General features: G+C 76.0%; 10 protein-coding genes. 7 read left to right on the top strand and 3 right to left on the bottom strand.

The annotated features are described in order from the left end of the window. Window positions 1–54: 54 nt before the first annotated feature. From ACFWUZ_RS08195 to ACFWUZ_RS08175, 5 genes are all read left to right on the top strand, one after another. Window positions 55–921: a DUF4132 domain-containing protein gene (locus tag ACFWUZ_RS08195; RefSeq protein WP_384369024.1), complete on the top strand. Its 867-nt coding sequence runs from the start codon at window positions 55–57 to the stop codon at window positions 919–921. Next, complete coding sequence (locus ACFWUZ_RS08190; RefSeq protein WP_384369021.1) at window positions 918–5,927, top strand: DNA-binding protein; 5,010 nt, start codon at window positions 918–920, stop codon at window positions 5,925–5,927. The genes ACFWUZ_RS08195 and ACFWUZ_RS08190 overlap by 4 nt, the downstream gene beginning before the upstream one ends. A gap of 254 nt (window positions 5,928–6,181) precedes the next feature. Further along, on the top strand, window positions 6,182–7,336 hold the full coding sequence (locus tag ACFWUZ_RS08185) for an AAA family ATPase (RefSeq protein WP_384369018.1): 1,155 nt from the start codon (window positions 6,182–6,184) through the stop codon (window positions 7,334–7,336). Continuing rightward, window positions 7,333–11,106, top strand: a complete 3,774-nt coding sequence (locus ACFWUZ_RS08180; protein ID WP_384369015.1) for a DUF5682 family protein — start codon at window positions 7,333–7,335, stop codon at window positions 11,104–11,106. The genes ACFWUZ_RS08185 and ACFWUZ_RS08180 overlap by 4 nt, the downstream gene beginning before the upstream one ends. Continuing rightward, window positions 11,103–12,986, top strand: coding sequence for a hypothetical protein (locus tag ACFWUZ_RS08175; RefSeq protein WP_384369012.1), 1,884 nt, complete (start codon window positions 11,103–11,105; stop codon window positions 12,984–12,986). The genes ACFWUZ_RS08180 and ACFWUZ_RS08175 overlap by 4 nt, the downstream gene beginning before the upstream one ends. A gap of 150 nt (window positions 12,987–13,136) precedes the next feature. On the opposite strand, the gene ACFWUZ_RS08170 is transcribed toward ACFWUZ_RS08175, so the two are convergent. Further along, complete coding sequence (locus tag ACFWUZ_RS08170) at window positions 13,137–13,622, bottom strand: hypothetical protein (RefSeq protein ID WP_384369009.1); 486 nt, start codon at window positions 13,620–13,622, stop codon at window positions 13,137–13,139. A gap of 329 nt (window positions 13,623–13,951) precedes the next feature. Continuing rightward, a complete protein-coding gene (locus tag ACFWUZ_RS08165) occupies window positions 13,952–14,656 on the bottom strand; it encodes a hypothetical protein (protein ID WP_384369006.1) in 705 nt (234 codons plus the stop codon). A 149-nt stretch (window positions 14,657–14,805) separates the two neighbouring features. Here ACFWUZ_RS08165 and ACFWUZ_RS08160 point away from each other — a divergent pair, with 149 nt between their 5' ends. Further along, window positions 14,806–15,333 (top strand): hypothetical protein, encoded by a 528-nt coding sequence (locus tag ACFWUZ_RS08160; protein WP_384369003.1) that lies wholly within the window; start codon window positions 14,806–14,808, stop codon window positions 15,331–15,333. A 328-nt stretch (window positions 15,334–15,661) separates the two neighbouring features. Here ACFWUZ_RS08160 and ACFWUZ_RS08155 read toward each other — a convergent pair whose 3' ends face one another. Next, on the bottom strand, window positions 15,662–16,246 hold the full coding sequence (locus tag ACFWUZ_RS08155) for a YdeI family protein (RefSeq protein WP_384369000.1): 585 nt from the start codon (window positions 16,244–16,246) through the stop codon (window positions 15,662–15,664). A 150-nt stretch (window positions 16,247–16,396) separates the two neighbouring features. On the opposite strand from ACFWUZ_RS08155, the gene ACFWUZ_RS08150 reads away from it, so the two are divergent. Beyond that, window positions 16,397–16,744 carry a hypothetical protein gene (locus ACFWUZ_RS08150; protein ID WP_384368997.1) on the top strand — a complete coding sequence of 116 codons (348 nt, stop codon included), beginning with the start codon at window positions 16,397–16,399 and terminating at the stop codon, window positions 16,742–16,744. Window positions 16,745–16,758: the final 14 nt, after the last annotated feature.

The raw sequence follows: 16,758 nt of genomic DNA, 5'->3' as shown, positions 1-16,758 counted from the left end.
CCCCTGTGAGGGCTGCGCGGATCCGGTCGGACAGGCGGGGAAGGGCACGAGCTGATGGCATGGCTGGCGGCGGGCGAGGGGTACGAGATCACCCTGGTGGAAGGGCGGGTGGCGGCGAGGTCCGCGACCGGCCGGTCGGCGGGACGGCAGTTGAAGACACTGCCCAAGGCGCTGAAGGACCATCCCGAGGTGGACCGGCTGCGCCGGCTCGCCGAATGGCTCGACCGGCACGCGGCGGCCTGCGTCGCCCAGGCCGACAGCTGGATGGTGTCCTCGCTGCCCGTGCCGACCGAACTGCTCGCCCGGGTCTGGCGGGACGAGGCCTGGCAGAACGCCCTGCGCGACCTGGCCGTCGTCGGTGACGACCCCGACGAGGTCGGCTTCCTGCGCGACGCCACCGACGCGGGTGAGCTGAAGGTGGTCAACCTAGACGGCGAGACCGTACGGCTCTCCCCGCGCACGGTGACCCTGCCGCACCCGGTGCTGCTGCCCGACCTCGACGACGTACGGGACTTCGCGGCCGAACTGGGCATCGTGCAGCAGGTCGAGCAGATCCACCGCGCCACCTGGGCCAAGCCGGAAGGACTCGCCGCCAACGCCACCGAGGTCCGCGACTACGCGGGCGGCGTCTTCCCCACCCGCTTCAGCCTGGCCGCCCGGGCCACGAGCCTCGGCTACCGCGTCTCCGGCGGCTACGCGACCTGCAAGGTGCGCGACGGCGGCCGCAGCACCGAGGCGGCCGTCTGGATCGGCGAGCCCTACTACGAGGACGAGACCACCACCGGCGCCCTGAACTGGCACGACGAGGACGGCCGGGCGGTGCGCCTGACAGAGGTCGGACCGGTGGCCTGGTCCGAGGGGATGCGCATGGCCGCGGCGCTCTACGCCGGGCGCAAGATCGAGGAGGGCGGGAACGCGTGAACACCCAGCTGACGCAGACGAACACGACCACGAACACGACGCCGGGCGCGGACACGACCACGACCACGGGTACGACCACGGGCGAGGACATGACCACGGACACGACCACGGCCGCCGGCCCGGACGAGGCCCGGCTGCTGCTCAGGGCCGGGGCCGTGCTCCCGGCCGGCACCCCCGACGCGGGCCCCCACGCCGTCGACCTGACCGCCCGTTCCTACCGCCACCCCGCCCTCGGCGACGACCGCGTCGTCGTCCGGCTCGCCGCGGCCGAACTGGGCGCGGCCGAAGACCTCGCAGCGGGCTTCCTCGGACTCGTACGGGAGGAGGGCGAGCCGCCCGTCGTCGGCCTCGGCCAGCGCCAGGCCCTCGGCTTCCCCGAGTGGGTCCTCGTGCACCACCCGGCCGACGGCCACCACGCCCTCGCCGTCGTCCCCGAGCTCGACCGGATCGCCCGCCAGGCGAAGACCAAGCCCAAGGCCGCCCTCGACGCCTGCCACGAACTCGCCGGCCGGCTCGCCGCAGCGGTCCCGCACTTCCTTCCCGTCTTCTACGAGCAGGCCGCCCGCACCTTCCTCGCCGTGGAGAACACCACCTACGCCGCGCAGCTGTTCGGCCGCGCCCGCACCAGCGAGGCCCAGCACGGCCTGAGCGTCGACGAGGACCGCCTCGACGCCGTCTTCCTCGAATTCGCCCTGGCCGGCGCCCTCCCGGTGAAGGTCCTCACCGGCTACGGCAAGGAACTCGCCCTCCGCGTCGCCCCGGCCGAGGCGTACGAGCGCTTCCGCCGCCTGTGCGTACGCCGCACCGCGGGCGGCCTGCCGCCCTCCGCGCAGGCCGCCGTGGAACTGCGCCGGCTCGCCCGCGCCGCCGGCCACACCGGCACCGAGCCCGAGCAGGAGTACCTCGCCGAACTGCTGCCCCTGCCCGCCACCCTGCGCGCCGCCGCCGGCTGGTGGAAGGCCCACCGCGGCGCGCTCGTCGCCCTGGGCCGGCGGGTGCCCGCGGCACGCGGCACGCTCCTGGAGCTGACCCCGCCCGCCGGCGACGACGACCTCACCACCCTGTGGCTGGACGTCCTCGAGGAGTCCGGGGCCACCGCCGGACTGGCCTCCGAGGAACTGCCCGCCGAGGAGCGGTGCACCGACGGGACCGCCGGCTGGCTCGAACGCCTCCACGCCGCCCGCCACACCGGCTGGGGCCGTCGCCCCACACCCCCGGCCCTGCTCGCCGTCGTCGAACGCTGCGCCGGACAGCTGCGCACCGAACTCGCCCGGCCCGGCCGTGAGACGGGCCTGCGGGTCGGCGTCGAGGACGCCGACCTCCTCGACCTGCTCCTCGCCCTGGACATCCCGGTCGCCGACCCCCCGCCCCCCACCGGGAGCCACCGCAGCCGGCACGACCAGCTCAACCTGCGCGACTGGGCGGGCGCCGGCCAGCGGCGCGACCTGCTGGCCCTGGCGGCCGACGAACGCTTCCACCCCGCCTTCCACCGGGCCCTCGACGCCCTCGACGACAGCGCCGACATCGTCCGGGCCGTCGCCGCCGCTCCCGGCGGACGCCCCCTGCTGGCCGAGTGGATGCGCCGCGTCGCCGGCGCCTCCACCGCCGCCGGCCTGCCCGGAGTCCCCGAAGCCATCCGCCGCCTGACCTGGCTGCCCGCCGAAGCCCTGGCCCTCGCCCCCGAGGAAGTGGCCGCCGCGGCGGCCACCGACCTCGGCGAGACCCTCGCCCGCACCCTGCGCGCCGGCCTGTTCGAGGAACTGGTCTGGCCCGCCTGGGAGAACGCGGTCACCGAACTGAGCCCCGGCCGGGACCGGCGGGGCCTGACCGTCGCCGAGGCCTGGCCGTACCTCATCGTCGCCAACCAGACCCAGGTCCGCGTCATCGACGCCGACTCCACCCTCCTCACCCACGACCTGCGCGTCCCCACCGGCAACGCCTACCGCTACGGATTCCACTACGTCGACGGCGACCTGCTGGTCTTCTGGTCCTCGTGGAACTCGGGCATCGAGGGCTACTGGACCTCCGCGCCCGGCACCGTCTTCACCCTGGAGAGCGACCGCAACCAGTGGTCGCTGCGCTCCGAACACCTCTCCCTGCCCCTCCCCGGCGGCGGCCGCACCACCGGCGGCGGCGTCCTCCACCGCGGGGACACCCGCCTGCCCGACGAGCGGCGGCTGGCGTCCGACGGCACCTCGTACTGGGTGTGGCAGCACCGCGACCGGACCACCGAGGGCGCCGAGGGCGGCTGGCGCGAGTACGACCCCGCGGGCGACGCGTACGGCCGGTTCTCCCTGCCCCGGTTCCTCGCCGACCCGCTGGACGGCCACCCGGCGGAGGCCGAGGAGAGGGGACACTCCGGCCGGCTGCTGCCCGCGCCCACCGTGGCGGGCTCGGTGTTCGGCGTCCCCGCCGACGGCCTCCTCGGCTGGCGCGCCGTGCGCCTGCCCGGCCGCGGCTGGACCGCGAGTGACACCGGCGGACGCACCGTCACCCTCCCGCAGGGCCGCGACATGCCCGTCGCCGCCCTCACCTTCCCCGGCGACGACCGCCCGCGCGCCCTGTCGCAGCGCTGGCGCGAACTGAGCCTCAGCGACCCGGACGGCGTGGTCACCACCCACACGCGCGGCGACCACCACAGCGTCGCCTTCGCCACCGGCAGCGTGGACCTGCCGCCGCTGTCCCACTGGTACGCGCTGCGGCCCCGCGACCCCGAGGGCTCGGCCGCGCTGCGCACCGCCGACCGGGAGACCGTCGGCGCCCTCCTCAAGGCCGCCGCCGCGGCCGAGAAGGCCGCCGACCTGCCCGACCTGGTACGCGCCGCCCTCCCGGCCGTCACCGCGGCCCAGCTCGTCGGCGGCATCGTCGAGGCCCTGCGCTTCGCGCTCACCCAGCAGAAGGCCCTGGACAAGGTGGCGGCCCGCCTCCACCCCGACGACGAAGCCGCCGGGCACGCCGTCCAGGGACCCGCCGACCGGGTCCTCGACGAGGCCCTGCGCGGACTGACCGGCTCCCGCTCCTACGGCTGGGGCCACGACACCGACCCCGTCCACCGCACCCTGCGCCGGCTCGCCGCAGTCTGCGCACAGACCGAAGCAGCCGCGGTGCCCGGCCGGCTCCACTTCGACATGCCCGCGATCGACCATTCCTCCCTCGTGTGGACACCCCTGCTCGACCAGCCCGCCGCCGTGGCCTACCGGGCCGTCGCCGTCGGCACCACCGACGAGCAGCGCGCCGCCCTGTTGAGCCTGCTCGGCGCGATCGACGACCTCGGCCTCGCCTCGGCCGAAGGCTCCGCCCGCCGCTGGCGCCGGGTCCTGCTCCACCTCGACCAGCACCACCTGCGCAGCCCGGACGGAACGGAACGCACCCCCTACCACCGCGCGCTGCTGCCGCTCGGCGGGGGAGCCGCCCTCGTCATGACCGAGCACAACCGAGCCGTCCCCGACGGGTACGAGTTGGGCGCCCTCTTCCACGACCCCACCGGCCGCTTCACCGCACCCGCCCCGTACACCCTGCGCGGCGACGCACCGCTGGGCGACCCGGAGCGCGGCGCCGGCTGGCTGGCCGCCTTCCTCGCCGAGGCCGCCGACCGCGGCCCGGCACCCTTCTTCCCGCAGGACGCCGAGGAGTTCGCCCGCCTCACCGGGGTCTGCGGGTCCATGGCCCGGCTGGTCCTCGCGGGCCTGCCCGACATCGACAGCTACGGGCACAACTTCCTGTCCGCCGACCTGAGGACGGCCCTCGGGGTCAAGGCCGGCCTCGCGGCGCAGGCCCGTGACGAACTCAAGACCATCGACGCCGCCGTACGGCGGTCCGTGGTCGCCGCGCTGCTCCCGGCCGACCCGGCGCAGCTGTGGACGCGGGGAGCCGACGTGGCAGCCGCGGCCGAGGTGTGGAACCGGCGCGTCGGCCGCCGCACCCCGGTCCCCGAATGGCTGCTGGCCGAGGCCGGCCGGGCCGTGCGCGGCGGATGGTCCGCCCACCGGGCCCTGCCCGCCCTCCTGGACCCCGCGGCCTCCCGGGAGCTCTCCGTCGACGTCACCTGGACGGTCCGGGGCGACCACGTGGAACCGGCAGAGCCGGCCACCGAGCCCTTCAACGAGTCCGTGCTGACCGCAACGGTGGCCCTCTCCGCCTGGCTCGCCCACCGGCTGCCCGCGGGCGACCCCGTACGCGCCGCCCTGCCGCCCGCGCTCACGGCCGTACGGCAGCGGCTGGCCGCACCCGGACTGATGCTCAGCACCGGCCACTTCACCAGCCTGTCCGACTTCCGCAAGGCGGCCGGCACACCGACCGAGACCCGCGAGGACCACGAGCGGTACGGCGCGGTGATCATGGCCACCCACGACGGCCGGCCCCGGCCCGCGGTACGCACCGCCCTGCTCGACTCCACCGGCTCCGACCCGTACCTGGCGGTACTGCGCGGCGACGACCAGCGGATCTCCGCGACCGAGACCGCCCTGCGGCTCGCCCACGACCCCCGGTTCGCCGCCCTGCTCGCCGACCCGGGCGCCCCGGCGGCCGGAGCCGTCGACAAGGACGGCACCTGGTGGCCGCAGGACCCGAGCCGCTCCGTGCCGGAGCTGGTGGCGGAAGCCTCCGAGGCGCACGGCCTCGGCGCCGACGCGGCCGCGCTGTACCTCGCGCTGCTCGCCATGCCCGACCCCACCGACCGCAACACGGCGCGCTGGACCGGCTGGAAGCCCGCCCGCCTCAAGGCGGCCCGCGCCGAACTGGCCGCGACCGAGCTGGTGGTGACGGCCAGCCGCAGCCGGGCGGGGCGCTCCCTGTTCCTGCCGGGCGGCTGGGCCGAGATGACCTCGCCGACAGTGCCGGTCGAGCGGTGGAAGCTCTCCCTGTACGGTCCCGTCCTGCACGGCCTGCTGGTCCCCGGGGAACCGGCCGCGGAGCTCTACCGCAGGGCGTGGCAGCGGGTTCGGGAGGGCGACGCACCGCGCTTCGAGGAACTCAAGGTGAAGCGCACCCGCACCCGCCGCCGCTGAACCCGGCGCACCCCCGGGGGCGGGGGGGGGCCCCCCCCCCCCCCCCCCGCCCCGCCCCCCCCCCCCCCCCCCCCCCCCCCCCCCCCCCGGGGGGGGCCCCCCCCCCCCCCGGGGCCCCCCCCCCCCCGCCCCGCCCCCCCCGCCGCGTACGCCCTCACCGCTCCGCTTTCCCGCACCCGCCTCCCGGCTCCGCTCTCCCGCACACCCCTCTCGACCCCGCTCTTCCGCATCCCTGCCGATCCCGAGGACTCCGCATGACCGTCACCGAACAGCCCCCCGCCACCCGGCAGGTACTCCCCGCCGAGGAGCGCTACGCCGCCGAACTGGCCTTCCTCGCCGCCCAGGACCCCGGCCCGCGACCCCCCGGCTGGGCCCTGACCCCGCGCGCCGTCGTCACCTTCGTCTGCGGCAGCGACGGCGCCGAACTCGCCCTGCCCGGACGCCGCGCGGGCCTGCCGGCCAAGCTGGCGGTCGCCCCCAAGTTCGTCGGCGAACGCGCCCTGGTGGAACGCTGCGTGGTCACCCTCGCCGGAGAGCGCGGCCTGCTGCTCACCGGGGAGCCCGGCACCGCCAAGTCCATGCTCTCCGAGCTGCTGGCCGCCGCCGTCAGCGGCACCAGCGCCCTCACCGTCCAGGGCACGGCCGGCACCACCGAGGACGCCTTCCGCTACGGCTGGAACTACGCCCTCCTGCTCGCCCAGGGGCCCACCCCGCAGGCCCTCGTGGACTCCCCGGTGCTCTCCGCGATGCGGACCGGGCGGGTGGTCCGCGTCGAGGAGATCACCCGCTGCCTGCCCGAGGTGCAGGACGCCCTGGTGTCGATCCTGTCCGACCGGCGGCTCAGCGTGCCCGAACTGACCGCCACCGAGGACGGGCTGGTCTCCGCCGCCCCCGGCTTCACCGTCATCGCCACCGCCAACCTGCGCGACCGCGGTGTCTCCGAGATGTCCGCCGCACTCAAGCGGCGCTTCAACTTCGAGACCGTCGCCCCGATCGCCGATGCGGACGCCGAAGCCACCCTGATCCGCCGCCAGGCAATCGCCGCCGTCCAGCGCGCGGGCGCCGCCTTCGGGGTCGACGACGCCGTGCTCGACGCCCTCGTCACGGTCTTCCGGGACCTGCGCTCCGGACGCTCCGCCGAGGGCTGGGACGTGGAACGCCCCGGTACGGTCATGTCCACCGCGGAAGCCGTGCAGGTGGCGGCCTCGCTGGGGGTCTCGGCCGCCTACCTGCCGGGCGGGGACGTCCTGGACCTGCTGCCGGGACACCTGCTGGGCGTCGTGCGCAAGGACGACCCGGCCGACCACGGCCGGCTGCTGGGCTACTGGGACGGCCCGGTCCGCCGCCGGGCCGAAGAGGGCTCCGCGATGTGGCGCCGCCTGTGGGACCTCCGCGGGAGCCTGCGGTGACCCCGCCGAAGGCATCCGCCGCCCCGCCGGCCGCACCCGTCGCCGCCGATCCGCGGGACGCGGTCGCCGCGCTGGCCGCCTCACGCACGCCGTACCTGCTCGGGGTCCGCCACCACAGCCCCGCGCTGGCCGCGGTGGTCCCGGACCTGCTGGACGCGTCGGGGGCCGACGTGGTCTGCGTCGAGCTCCCGGCCGACTTCCAGCCGTGGCTGGAGCATCTCGCCGACCCGGAGACCGTCGCACCTGTCGCCCTGGCGGGCACGGGCGAGGGCGGTCGCCTGGCCTTCTACCCGTTCGCCGACTTCTCCCCCGAGCTGGCCGCGATCCGCTGGGCCCGCCGCAGCGGGGCGGCCGTCGTCTGCTGCGACCTCCCCCTGGGGGCGCGCGGCTGGACAGCGCCATCCCCGGCGTCCCCCGCGCCCCAGGAGCCGGGACCGGTCCCCCCGGCCGGCCCGGCCCCGGTCCGCTCCTACGCCGCCGGCCTCACCGCGGCGGGCACCGGCCGCGACGGGGACGACCTGTGGGACCGCGCCGTCGAGGTCCTCGCACCGGGCTGCGCCCCGGACGCCGTACGCCGCGCCGCGCTCGGCGTCGGCTGGGCCCTGCGCGAGGACGCGGCCGTCCCCGCCGTGGACCTCGCCCGCGAGGCCCACATGCGCGAGGTGATCGCCGCCGAGGCCGCCGGGGGCCGCCGGGTGGCGGCCGTGATCGGAGCCTTCCACGCCCCGGCCCTGGCGTCCCGGGCCGACGGGCCCGGCCCCCTGGAACACCCCGCCGGGACAGCGGACGAGGCGACCGTCGCCGCGCCCGTGCCGGTGCCCGTGTCCGCGGTGGGGACCGGCTCGGCGAGCGTTGCCGTTCCCCGTCCCGGGTGTGCGCCCCACGGGGCGGCGGGGGGCGTGCCCGTGCCCCGGGCCGCTTCCGTGCCCGGGAGCGCGGAGGGGGCCGGGCAGCCGGGAGGTCCGGACGCGCCCGTGACCTCGCTCGTCCCGTACTCCTACGACCTGCTCGACTCCCGGTCCGGCTACCCCGCCGGGATCCGCGATCCCCTCTGGCAGCAGGCTGTCCTGCAGGCCGGCGGCGACCCCGCGCGGGTCCGGGAGGCCGCCTCCGTCGCTGTCACCGGGCTCTGCCGGGAGCTGCGCCGCGCCGGGCACACCGCCGGCACCGGCGAGGCCGCCGAGACCCTCCGCCTCGCCTGCGACCTGGCCGTCCTGCGCGGGCTCCCCGCGCCCGGCCGCGGCGAGCTCCTGGAGGCCGTCACCACCGTCCTGGGCCAGGGCGAACCACTGGGCCGGGGCCGGGCGCTGGCCCAGGCACTCGCGGCCGTGTTCATCGGCGCTGTCCGCGGCCGGATCTCCCCGCACGCGCCCCGCTCCGGCCTCGGCCCCTCCGTCGAGGCCGAACTCGCCGAGCTGCGGCTGCCGGCCCCCGAGGACCCCGCCCCCCGCGAGGTCCGCCTCGACCCGCTCCGCTCCCCGCTCGACGGCCGCCGCGAGGTGCTCCTCCAACGGCTCCTCGTCTGCGGAGCCTCGTACGGCGAACCCCTCACCGTGTCCGCCACCGGCGAGGGCGCCGCCCTCGGCACCAAGTGGCGGCTGTCCTGGACGCCCTCGGTCCCGGCACGGCTCGACCTCGCCGGCGTCCGCGGCGTCACCGCCGCCCAGGCGGCCGCCGGAACCCTGCGCGACACCGCGCGCCGTGCCGCTGCCGACGGGGGACCGACCCCGGCCGGCATCCTGGCCGGACTGGCCGCCGCCGCCCGCTGCGATCTGCCCGAGCTGGTCGACGTACGCCTCCACGAGGCGGCCGCCGCCCTGCCGCAGACCGCGACCCTGCCCGAACTGCTGGAGGCCCTCGACCTCCTGGAGGCCCTGCGCCGAGGTCACCTCCCGGGCACCTCCGACACCTCCCGCGCCACGGCCACCACCCTCACCGCCGACCTCCTCGAAGCGGCCGTACGCTCCCTGCCGGGCCTCGCCGGCAGCGAGGACCCCGCCGACGCCGCGGCTCTGGTGGCCCTCACCGACCGGGCGGCCGCCCACCACCTCGGCGTGCGCCTCGACGAGGCCCTGGCCGAGCTGGCCGCCACCGCCTCCCCGCTCATGCAGGGCGCCGCACAGGCCGTACGGGTCCTCCTCGACCTCGACCCGGCCGCCGCACTCGGAGACCGGGCCGCCGGCTGGGTCGACGGCGCGGGCAGCCCCGGCGGCAGGCGCGCCCTGACCCGTCGCCTCGGCGGACTCCTGACCGCCGCCGGACCGCTCCTCCAGTCCTCCCCGGCCGCCCTCGAACCGCTCCTCGACCGCATCGAGCACCTCACCGACCAGGACTTCCTGGACCGGCTGCCGGCCCTGCGCGGAGGCTTCGACACCCTCGCCCCGGCCGCCCGCGACCGGCTGCTGGACACCGTCGCCGAACGCCTCGGCGACCGGCCCGACCTCACCCTGGACGCGCCGCCCGCCCTGCTCGCCCTGTGGGCCGCCGCCGACGCCGCCGGACTCGCCGCACTGAAGTCCCTCCCGCTGCCCGGGACGCAGGACGCCCCCGCGCCGCTTCCGGCAGGCTCAGCGACCCCCGCCGCGGGGCCCGACACCCCCGGCCCCGGCCCCCGCCCCGCCGCCGGTGCCGAAGCCGGAGACGGCCCGCGGATCGCGCCCGCCGACCGCTGGCGGCTGCTCCTCGGCCGTGAGCGCGACCGGCTGCCCGCCGGAGCCCGCCGCTACGCCCATGCCCTGGACGAGCTGTACGGAGCCGGACGCGGCGAGGGCGCCGCCGACATCGACGGTGGCCGCGGAGCCGGCGGAGGCGGCCAGGAGGCCTCCTTCCCCACCGCCCGCGAGTGGTCCGAGGAACTGGAGTCGCTCTTCGGCACGGACGTCAGGGAAGAAGTGCTCGCCGGGGCCGCCGAAGCCGGCCGCACCGACGTGCTGGCCCAGCTCGACCCCGCGTCCGTACGGCCCTCCGTGGAACTGCTGAGTTCCGTGCTGTCCCTCGCCGGCGGCATGCCGGAAGCGCAGCTGGCCCGGCTGCGCCCCCTCGTCAGGCGACTGGTCGACGAACTCGCCAAGGAGCTGGCCACCCGGCTGCGCCCCGCCCTGTCCGGCCTCGCCACCCCGCGGCCCACCCGCCGCCCCGGCGGCAAGCTGGACCTGGCCCGGACCCTGCGCGCCAACCTCGCCCACACCCGGCGCAACGACGACGGCAGCGTGGTCGTCGTCCCGGAGCGGCCCGTGTTCAGCACCCGGGTGAGCCGGCAGGCCGACTGGCGGCTGGTCCTGGTCGTCGACGTCTCCGGCTCGATGGAGGCCTCCGTCATCTGGTCGGCCCTCACCGCGGCCGTGCTCGGCGGCGTACCGACCCTGTCCACGCACTTCCTCGCCTTCTCCACCCAGGTGGTGGACCTCACCGACCGGGTCGAGGACCCGCTCTCGCTGCTGCTGGAGGTCCGGGTCGGCGGCGGTACCCACATCGCCGCCGGGCTCGCGCACGCCCGCTCCCTGATCACCGTGCCGAGCCGCACCCTCGTCGTCGTGGTCAGCGACTTCGAGGAGGGCGCCCCGCTCGGAGGACTCCTCGGCGAAGTCCGCGCGCTCGCCGCCTCCGGTGCCCACCTGCTGGGCTGCGCCGCGCTCGACGACGCGGGCACGCCCCGCTACTCGGTCCCCGTCGCACGCCAACTCGTCGCCGCGGGCATGCCGGTGGCCGCCCTCAGCCCCCTCGCCCTCGCCCGCTGGGTGGGCGACCGCCTCCGTGGAGAACCAAGTTGAGCCGTCCCGCCGGCGACCACGCCGCACTGCCGCCCGTCGCCCCCGACGTGCTCGCCGAAGCCGTCGAGAACCTCACCGCCCGCCTGCGCAAGAAGCTGGACGCAGCCATCGCGGGCTGCGGCGCGGGCGCCACCGCCGAGGCGGACGGCAGCACCACCGTCCGCTTCGGCGAGGACGCGCTCGTCACGCTCCGGCCCGGCCCCGCCGGCGCGGTCACCGCGGCCGAACAGGCGCAGTGCAGCTGCCTGCTGGCGCCGCGCTGCCTGCACCGGGCCGCCGTCCTGGGCGCGGCCCCGCTGGCCGACCCGCCGCAGCCGCCCGCAGCCGATGACCCGGCGCCGGGCCGGCCCGTGCAGGCCGTGCAGGGCGCGGAACCGGCCGCGCAGGCTCCGGAAACCGAGGGTCAGGTCCAGGCCCGAGCCCGGGCCGAGGCCCTCGCGGAGGCCCAGGTGCTCACCGGAGCCCAGCTCCGTGCCGCGGCCGCGCTCTGGCGGGCCGCCGCCGAGGCACTCGCCGCGGGCGTCACCGCCGGGGGTGCCGTCGTCCAGGCCGAGCTGCTGCGGGCGGCGCACACCGCCCGCCTCGCCGGGCTGCCGCGCGCCGAGGCGGTGGCCCTGCGGGTCGTACGGGGCCTGCGCGGCGCCCGCGAACGCCAGGCCGGCCACCGGCTCGCCGACCTCACCGGGGCCTTCCGCGACCTCCTGCAGACCGCCGGACTGCTCGCCTCGGGTGCCGGCGACCCGGCGCTCACCGGCAGCACCCGCCGAGCCTACGCGCCGGGCGGCAGCCTGCGGGTGTACGGCCTGTGCCGGGAGCCCGTCCTGTCGGCCACCGGGTACGGGGGAGTGGTCACCCACCTGCTCGGCCCGGACGGCAGCCGCTACTCGGTTTCCGACGTGCGCCCCGGAGGCCTGGCCCGCGCCCGGGGTGCCGGAACCGCCTCGGTCGCCCTCGGCGGCGCCGCCCTCGACCACGCCGGACTCGCCCGCGGGGGCCTGCGCATCGCCGGCGCCACGGTCTCCGCGGAAGGCCGGCTCGGCGCCGGACGCGGGGTCAAGGCCGGCCCGCTGCCCGGAACCCCCTGGACCGAGGGTCCCGCCGCGGCGCTCTTCGCCCGCCCGGCGGCCGAGGCCGTCGCCGAGCGGCTGGCCGCCGAGGAAGGGGCCGAACCCGCGCTGCTCGGTTGCGAGGTCACGGTCGTCGGAGCTTCGGGGGACCACCTCCTGGTCCGCGAGACGCGCCCGGACGGCCCCCTGCTGCGGCTGCTCCCGGCGCACCCCCACCCGGAGCTCCCGCACACGCAGAACCTGCGCCGCCTCGCCGAGTATCCCGGCCTGCGGATGCGCGTCCTGGGCCGCCCGGACCTCGACCGCGCCGCCACGCTGCGCCCGCTCGCCGTCGGCCCGGCGCCCGGCGCGGAGTACACCCTGCGCCTCCCCGAGGAGTGGCTCGGCCGCGCAGACCTGGGCTACGACCGACTCCAGGGCAGCCACTTCCCGCGCCCCGCGGAGGCTCCCGCCATGGAAGCCGCCCCGACCGCCGCTCCGGACGCGCTGGCCGACTCCCCGCTGTGGCGCGTACGCCGCCTGCTGGAAACGGGGGTCGCGGGGGGCCGCCGGGCGGTCGCCGAGGCAGCCCGCGACGCCGCGTCGCCGTCCTCGTACGGCCCGCTGCGCCGAGCCGGGCTCACCGCGGCGGCGGAACGGGCCGAAGCCCTCGCCGCCGAGGCCGACCGCCGCCCGCGCGATGCCTTCGGCCGCCTGGCCGACCCCTCCGCCGACGGCTACGCCTGGGCCTGGCTGGCCGCGGCCGCCTACCTCCGGGCCGCGGAACGCTCCTTGGTCGCCGCTTCCTGGCAGGCGCCCCCGGCAGTGGATTGAGCCGTCTCTTTCGGAGGTTGACGGCCGGGCCCGCGTCATGCACCGCCCGGTGGAGGGGTCACCCTGTACCGGACGTACCGGGGTGCCCCGACGACGCCGCGAGGTGCGGGGCCGGGTAGCGCGGGCCCGGCACGATCCGAGAGAGACGGCCTACGCCGGGTCAGGCCGCAGCCACGCCTCCAGGGCGCCGAAGTCCGCCCGGGCGAGCCCCACTCCGGGATCGACCCGGTGGAGCAGCGCCCGCCCGGTGTGGTGTGCGGACACCCAGGCCCGGTCGGGTTCGGTGATCTCGTCGTCGATCCAGATGAACGGCCGTCCGCGCGCGTACGCGACGAGGGCGGGGGTCTTCCAGTGGACCCCGCCCCGTCCGTCCTGCTCGGAGACCTCGGGCCAGGGCACGAGGGGCAGCTCCGGCAGGCCCAGCCGCGGCGCGACGCATGCGTTCGCGTCCTCTCCCCAGGTCGTGGCCCACACCAGCTCGCAGCCCAGCGCCCCGAGACGCGGCCCCAGCGCAGGATCGACCCTGGCGAGCAGCGGGTTCGGTCCGGACCCCGGCGGATAGGGACCCGCCCCGAAGGGGATCAGCGGTCCGTCGACGTCGAGGAAGAGCAGCGGACGCTGCGCGGCACCGGTCATACCGGCACGCTACCGCCCGGAGGCTGCCGCACGCCGGGCGCCGCTTCCGCACCGGGCTCGCACCGACCCCGCCCCGGCCGAGTACGAGTGCGGGGTGACCTTTCCGGCCGGAGGGCGAACGGGTGAGGGAAAGGCCGACATGGGTCGGGGCGAGGAGACAAATCCCCCCGTGTGTGTACTTTTGGCGATCGTCTACATGCACTGAGTAATGGGTGCGGGAAAAGCAGAGGCTCGGAGGGCAAGGGATCCATGCGCAGAATCCAGCAAGTCATGATCGCCGCCGCGACGGTCGGAAGTCTGGTCACCCTCGGCGCGGGCAGCGCCCAGGCCTACGAATCGGGTAGCCCCGTCGGTCGGTCGCTCAGCGGTATCGGCACGGTGGCCAGGCTGGCGCCTCTGACGCCGCTCACGCCGCTCACCCCCCTCACGCCGCTCACTCCTCTGGCACCCCTTTCGTCGCAGGCGCCCCATGTGCCGGCGGTGCCGAACATCCCGGCGGTCCCGGCGGTCCCGAACAGCGCGGCGGTGTCGGACTTCCGGCAGGCACGTGCGGCCGGCCCCTTCCGTACGCCGAGCACCCCCACCACGCCCACGACGCCGACGGCCCCGAGCACGCCGACGGCGTCGGCGACCTCGAGCACGGTGAGCACCCCGGCCAGGCCGAGCACCCCGGCTGCACCGAGCACTCCGAGCGGGTCGGGTACGCCGAACACCCCCAACACCCCCAACACCCCGAACACCCCGAACACTCCGGGCGGCGGGGGCAACACTCCGAATACGCCCAACACCCCGAATACCCCGAACACTCCGGGCGGCGGGAACAATACGCCGAATACGCCCAACACCCCCAACACGCCGAACACTCCGAGCGGCGGGGACAGCACTCCGAATACGCCCAACACCCCGAATACCCCGAATACCCCGAACACCGCGGGCGGCGGGGGTAACACTCCGAATACGCCCAACACCCCGAATACCCCGAACACTCCGGGCGGCGGGGGCAACACGCCGAACACGCCGAACACGCCGAACACCCCGCTCCTTGCGGACGAGGTGGTGATGCTGTCGGAGTTCGAGGAGCTGCTCGACTTCTGATGGCACGTGACGGCGCCGCGCAGTGAACCACTGCGCGGCGCCGTCACGTGTGCGGTGCGCTTATCCCGGGGTGTTGGGGGTGTTGGGCGTGTTCGGGGTGTTGTTTCCGCCGCCACCCGGGGAGTTCGGGGTGTTGGGCGTGTTAGGGGTGTTGGGGGTGTTGTTTCCGCCGCCACCGGGGGAGTTGGGGGTGTTGGGCGTGTTAGGGGTGTTGGGGGTGTTGACTCCGGCACCCGGGCCGTTCGGGGTGTTCGGGCTGTTGGGCGTGTTCGGGGTGTTGGGGGTGTTCTGCCGAGCACCGGGGGAGTTGGGGCTGTTGGGCGTGTTCGGGGTGTTGGGAGTGTTCTGCCGAGCACCAGGGGAGTTGGGGGAGTTAGGCGTGTTGGGGGTGTTGGGGGTGTTGTTTCCGCCGCCACCGGGGGAGTTGGGGGTGTTGGGCGTGTTAGGGGTGTTGGGGGTGTTCACGCCGCCACCCGGGGTGTTCGGGGTATTGGGCGTGTTCGGTGTATTCGTCGCCACGGCGATCTGCGGGGCCGGCGCGGCCATCGCGGATGCGGGGAGGGCGATTCCGCCCGCCAGAGCGGCGGAGGCAGCGGCCAGCATGATGCGGGTGTAGGAACGCTTCATCATCGGATTCTCCATTCAGGACGCGGAGGGTCTGAACCGTTCCGCGGTGAGTTCTGCGAAATGAGTCCGGCCGGTATGTCCGGGGCGTGTTCCCCGGTGAGGCCGTGTGTCCAGTAGAGCCCTGAAGGATTTCCGCGTCATGTAGCCAGAATTCGTGTCTTGACCGGAACGGGGAAGCTTGATAGGCGTGCGCGGGAAGCCGACCTGTGGGGGAATGCACCCAGGGCAGGCCGGATCCGCTGGGCGAATCGGCTTCGGAACGACAACCGAATGGGTCGGCTGCCTTCAATTCCTCGGTCGGTGCCTCCGAGCCGCGTTCAGCCGGTGTCCTCCTGCCGCTCACCGGCGAGGATGCGCAGTGCCCTCTCGAGGCGGGTCTGCCGGGTCTCCGGAGTGAGGGCCTGGAGCAGGGGCAGGATCACCTGGTAGCGGCCGGTCCTGTCCAGGGCCTCGAAGGCCCGCTTCGCCCCCGGGTCCGCCTCCAGCGCCGCCGCCAGCTCCGCGGGCACCGTCGCCGTCTTCTGCGAGGCGTACGCGGCCGCCCAGCGCCCGTCCGCCTCGGCCTTGCGCACCTCTTCCAGCCCCGGTTCGCGCATCCGTCCCGCAGCGGTCAGCGCCGCCACCTTGTCCACGTTCACCCGGGACCACAGGCTCCGGGGCCGGCGCGGCACGTACTTCTGGAGGTAGTACCGCTCGTCGAGGGAACGGCGCTGCCCCGAGATCCAGCCGTAGCACAGCCCGATGTCGACGAGCTCGTCGTCGGTGACCGTCGGGATGCCGGACCTCTTCTTGGCCACCTTGATCCACACGCCCTCCTGCCGCGTGTGGTGCCCGGCCAGCCAGTCCTCGAACGCCGCCCCGTCCGCGAAGGCGACGACCTCCACTCCGTCGATCTCGTCCATGCCCGCAGGCTATCGCCGGGCGGTCCACGGCTGCCCTCTCCCCGGCCGCTCCCCTCGGTGACGGACAGTTATCCTGTAGCCGCGCCGGCCCGTGGCCGGACACCCCCAGACATCCGAACGGACGCCTGTCCGGCAAGAGAGGGAGCCCCGATGGACGTGCAGCACTTCGAGCGGATCACCGCGTTCGTCGAAGCACGGCTCACCCCGCTGTTCGACGCGGAGACGGGCAGCGAGAAAGGCTTCGGGATGGACGACACCTCCCGCGCCCTGCGCGCGCTGCGCAATGCCGTCCTGGAGGCCTCGGCGGTCAAGGGGCTCATCGAGCAGCGGGCGAGCGCCGAGCCGGCGACGCGCCGCGTCATCGACCAGTCGGTGGAGCACCACTGGGACGTGCTGCGCGGCATCGCCCGCCAGTGGGAGGACCACGCCGACTTCCGGCGCGAGTTCAAGCGGCACGCGTGGGAGCTCGACGAGGCTCCGGTCGCCGCACAGGACTGACCCGCCCGCGGGCC

Source organism: Streptomyces sp. NPDC058646, assembly GCF_042716875.1.
Lineage (GTDB): Bacteria > Actinomycetota > Actinomycetes > Streptomycetales > Streptomycetaceae > Streptomyces.
This window is presented reverse-complemented; position numbering and strand designations above follow the sequence as displayed.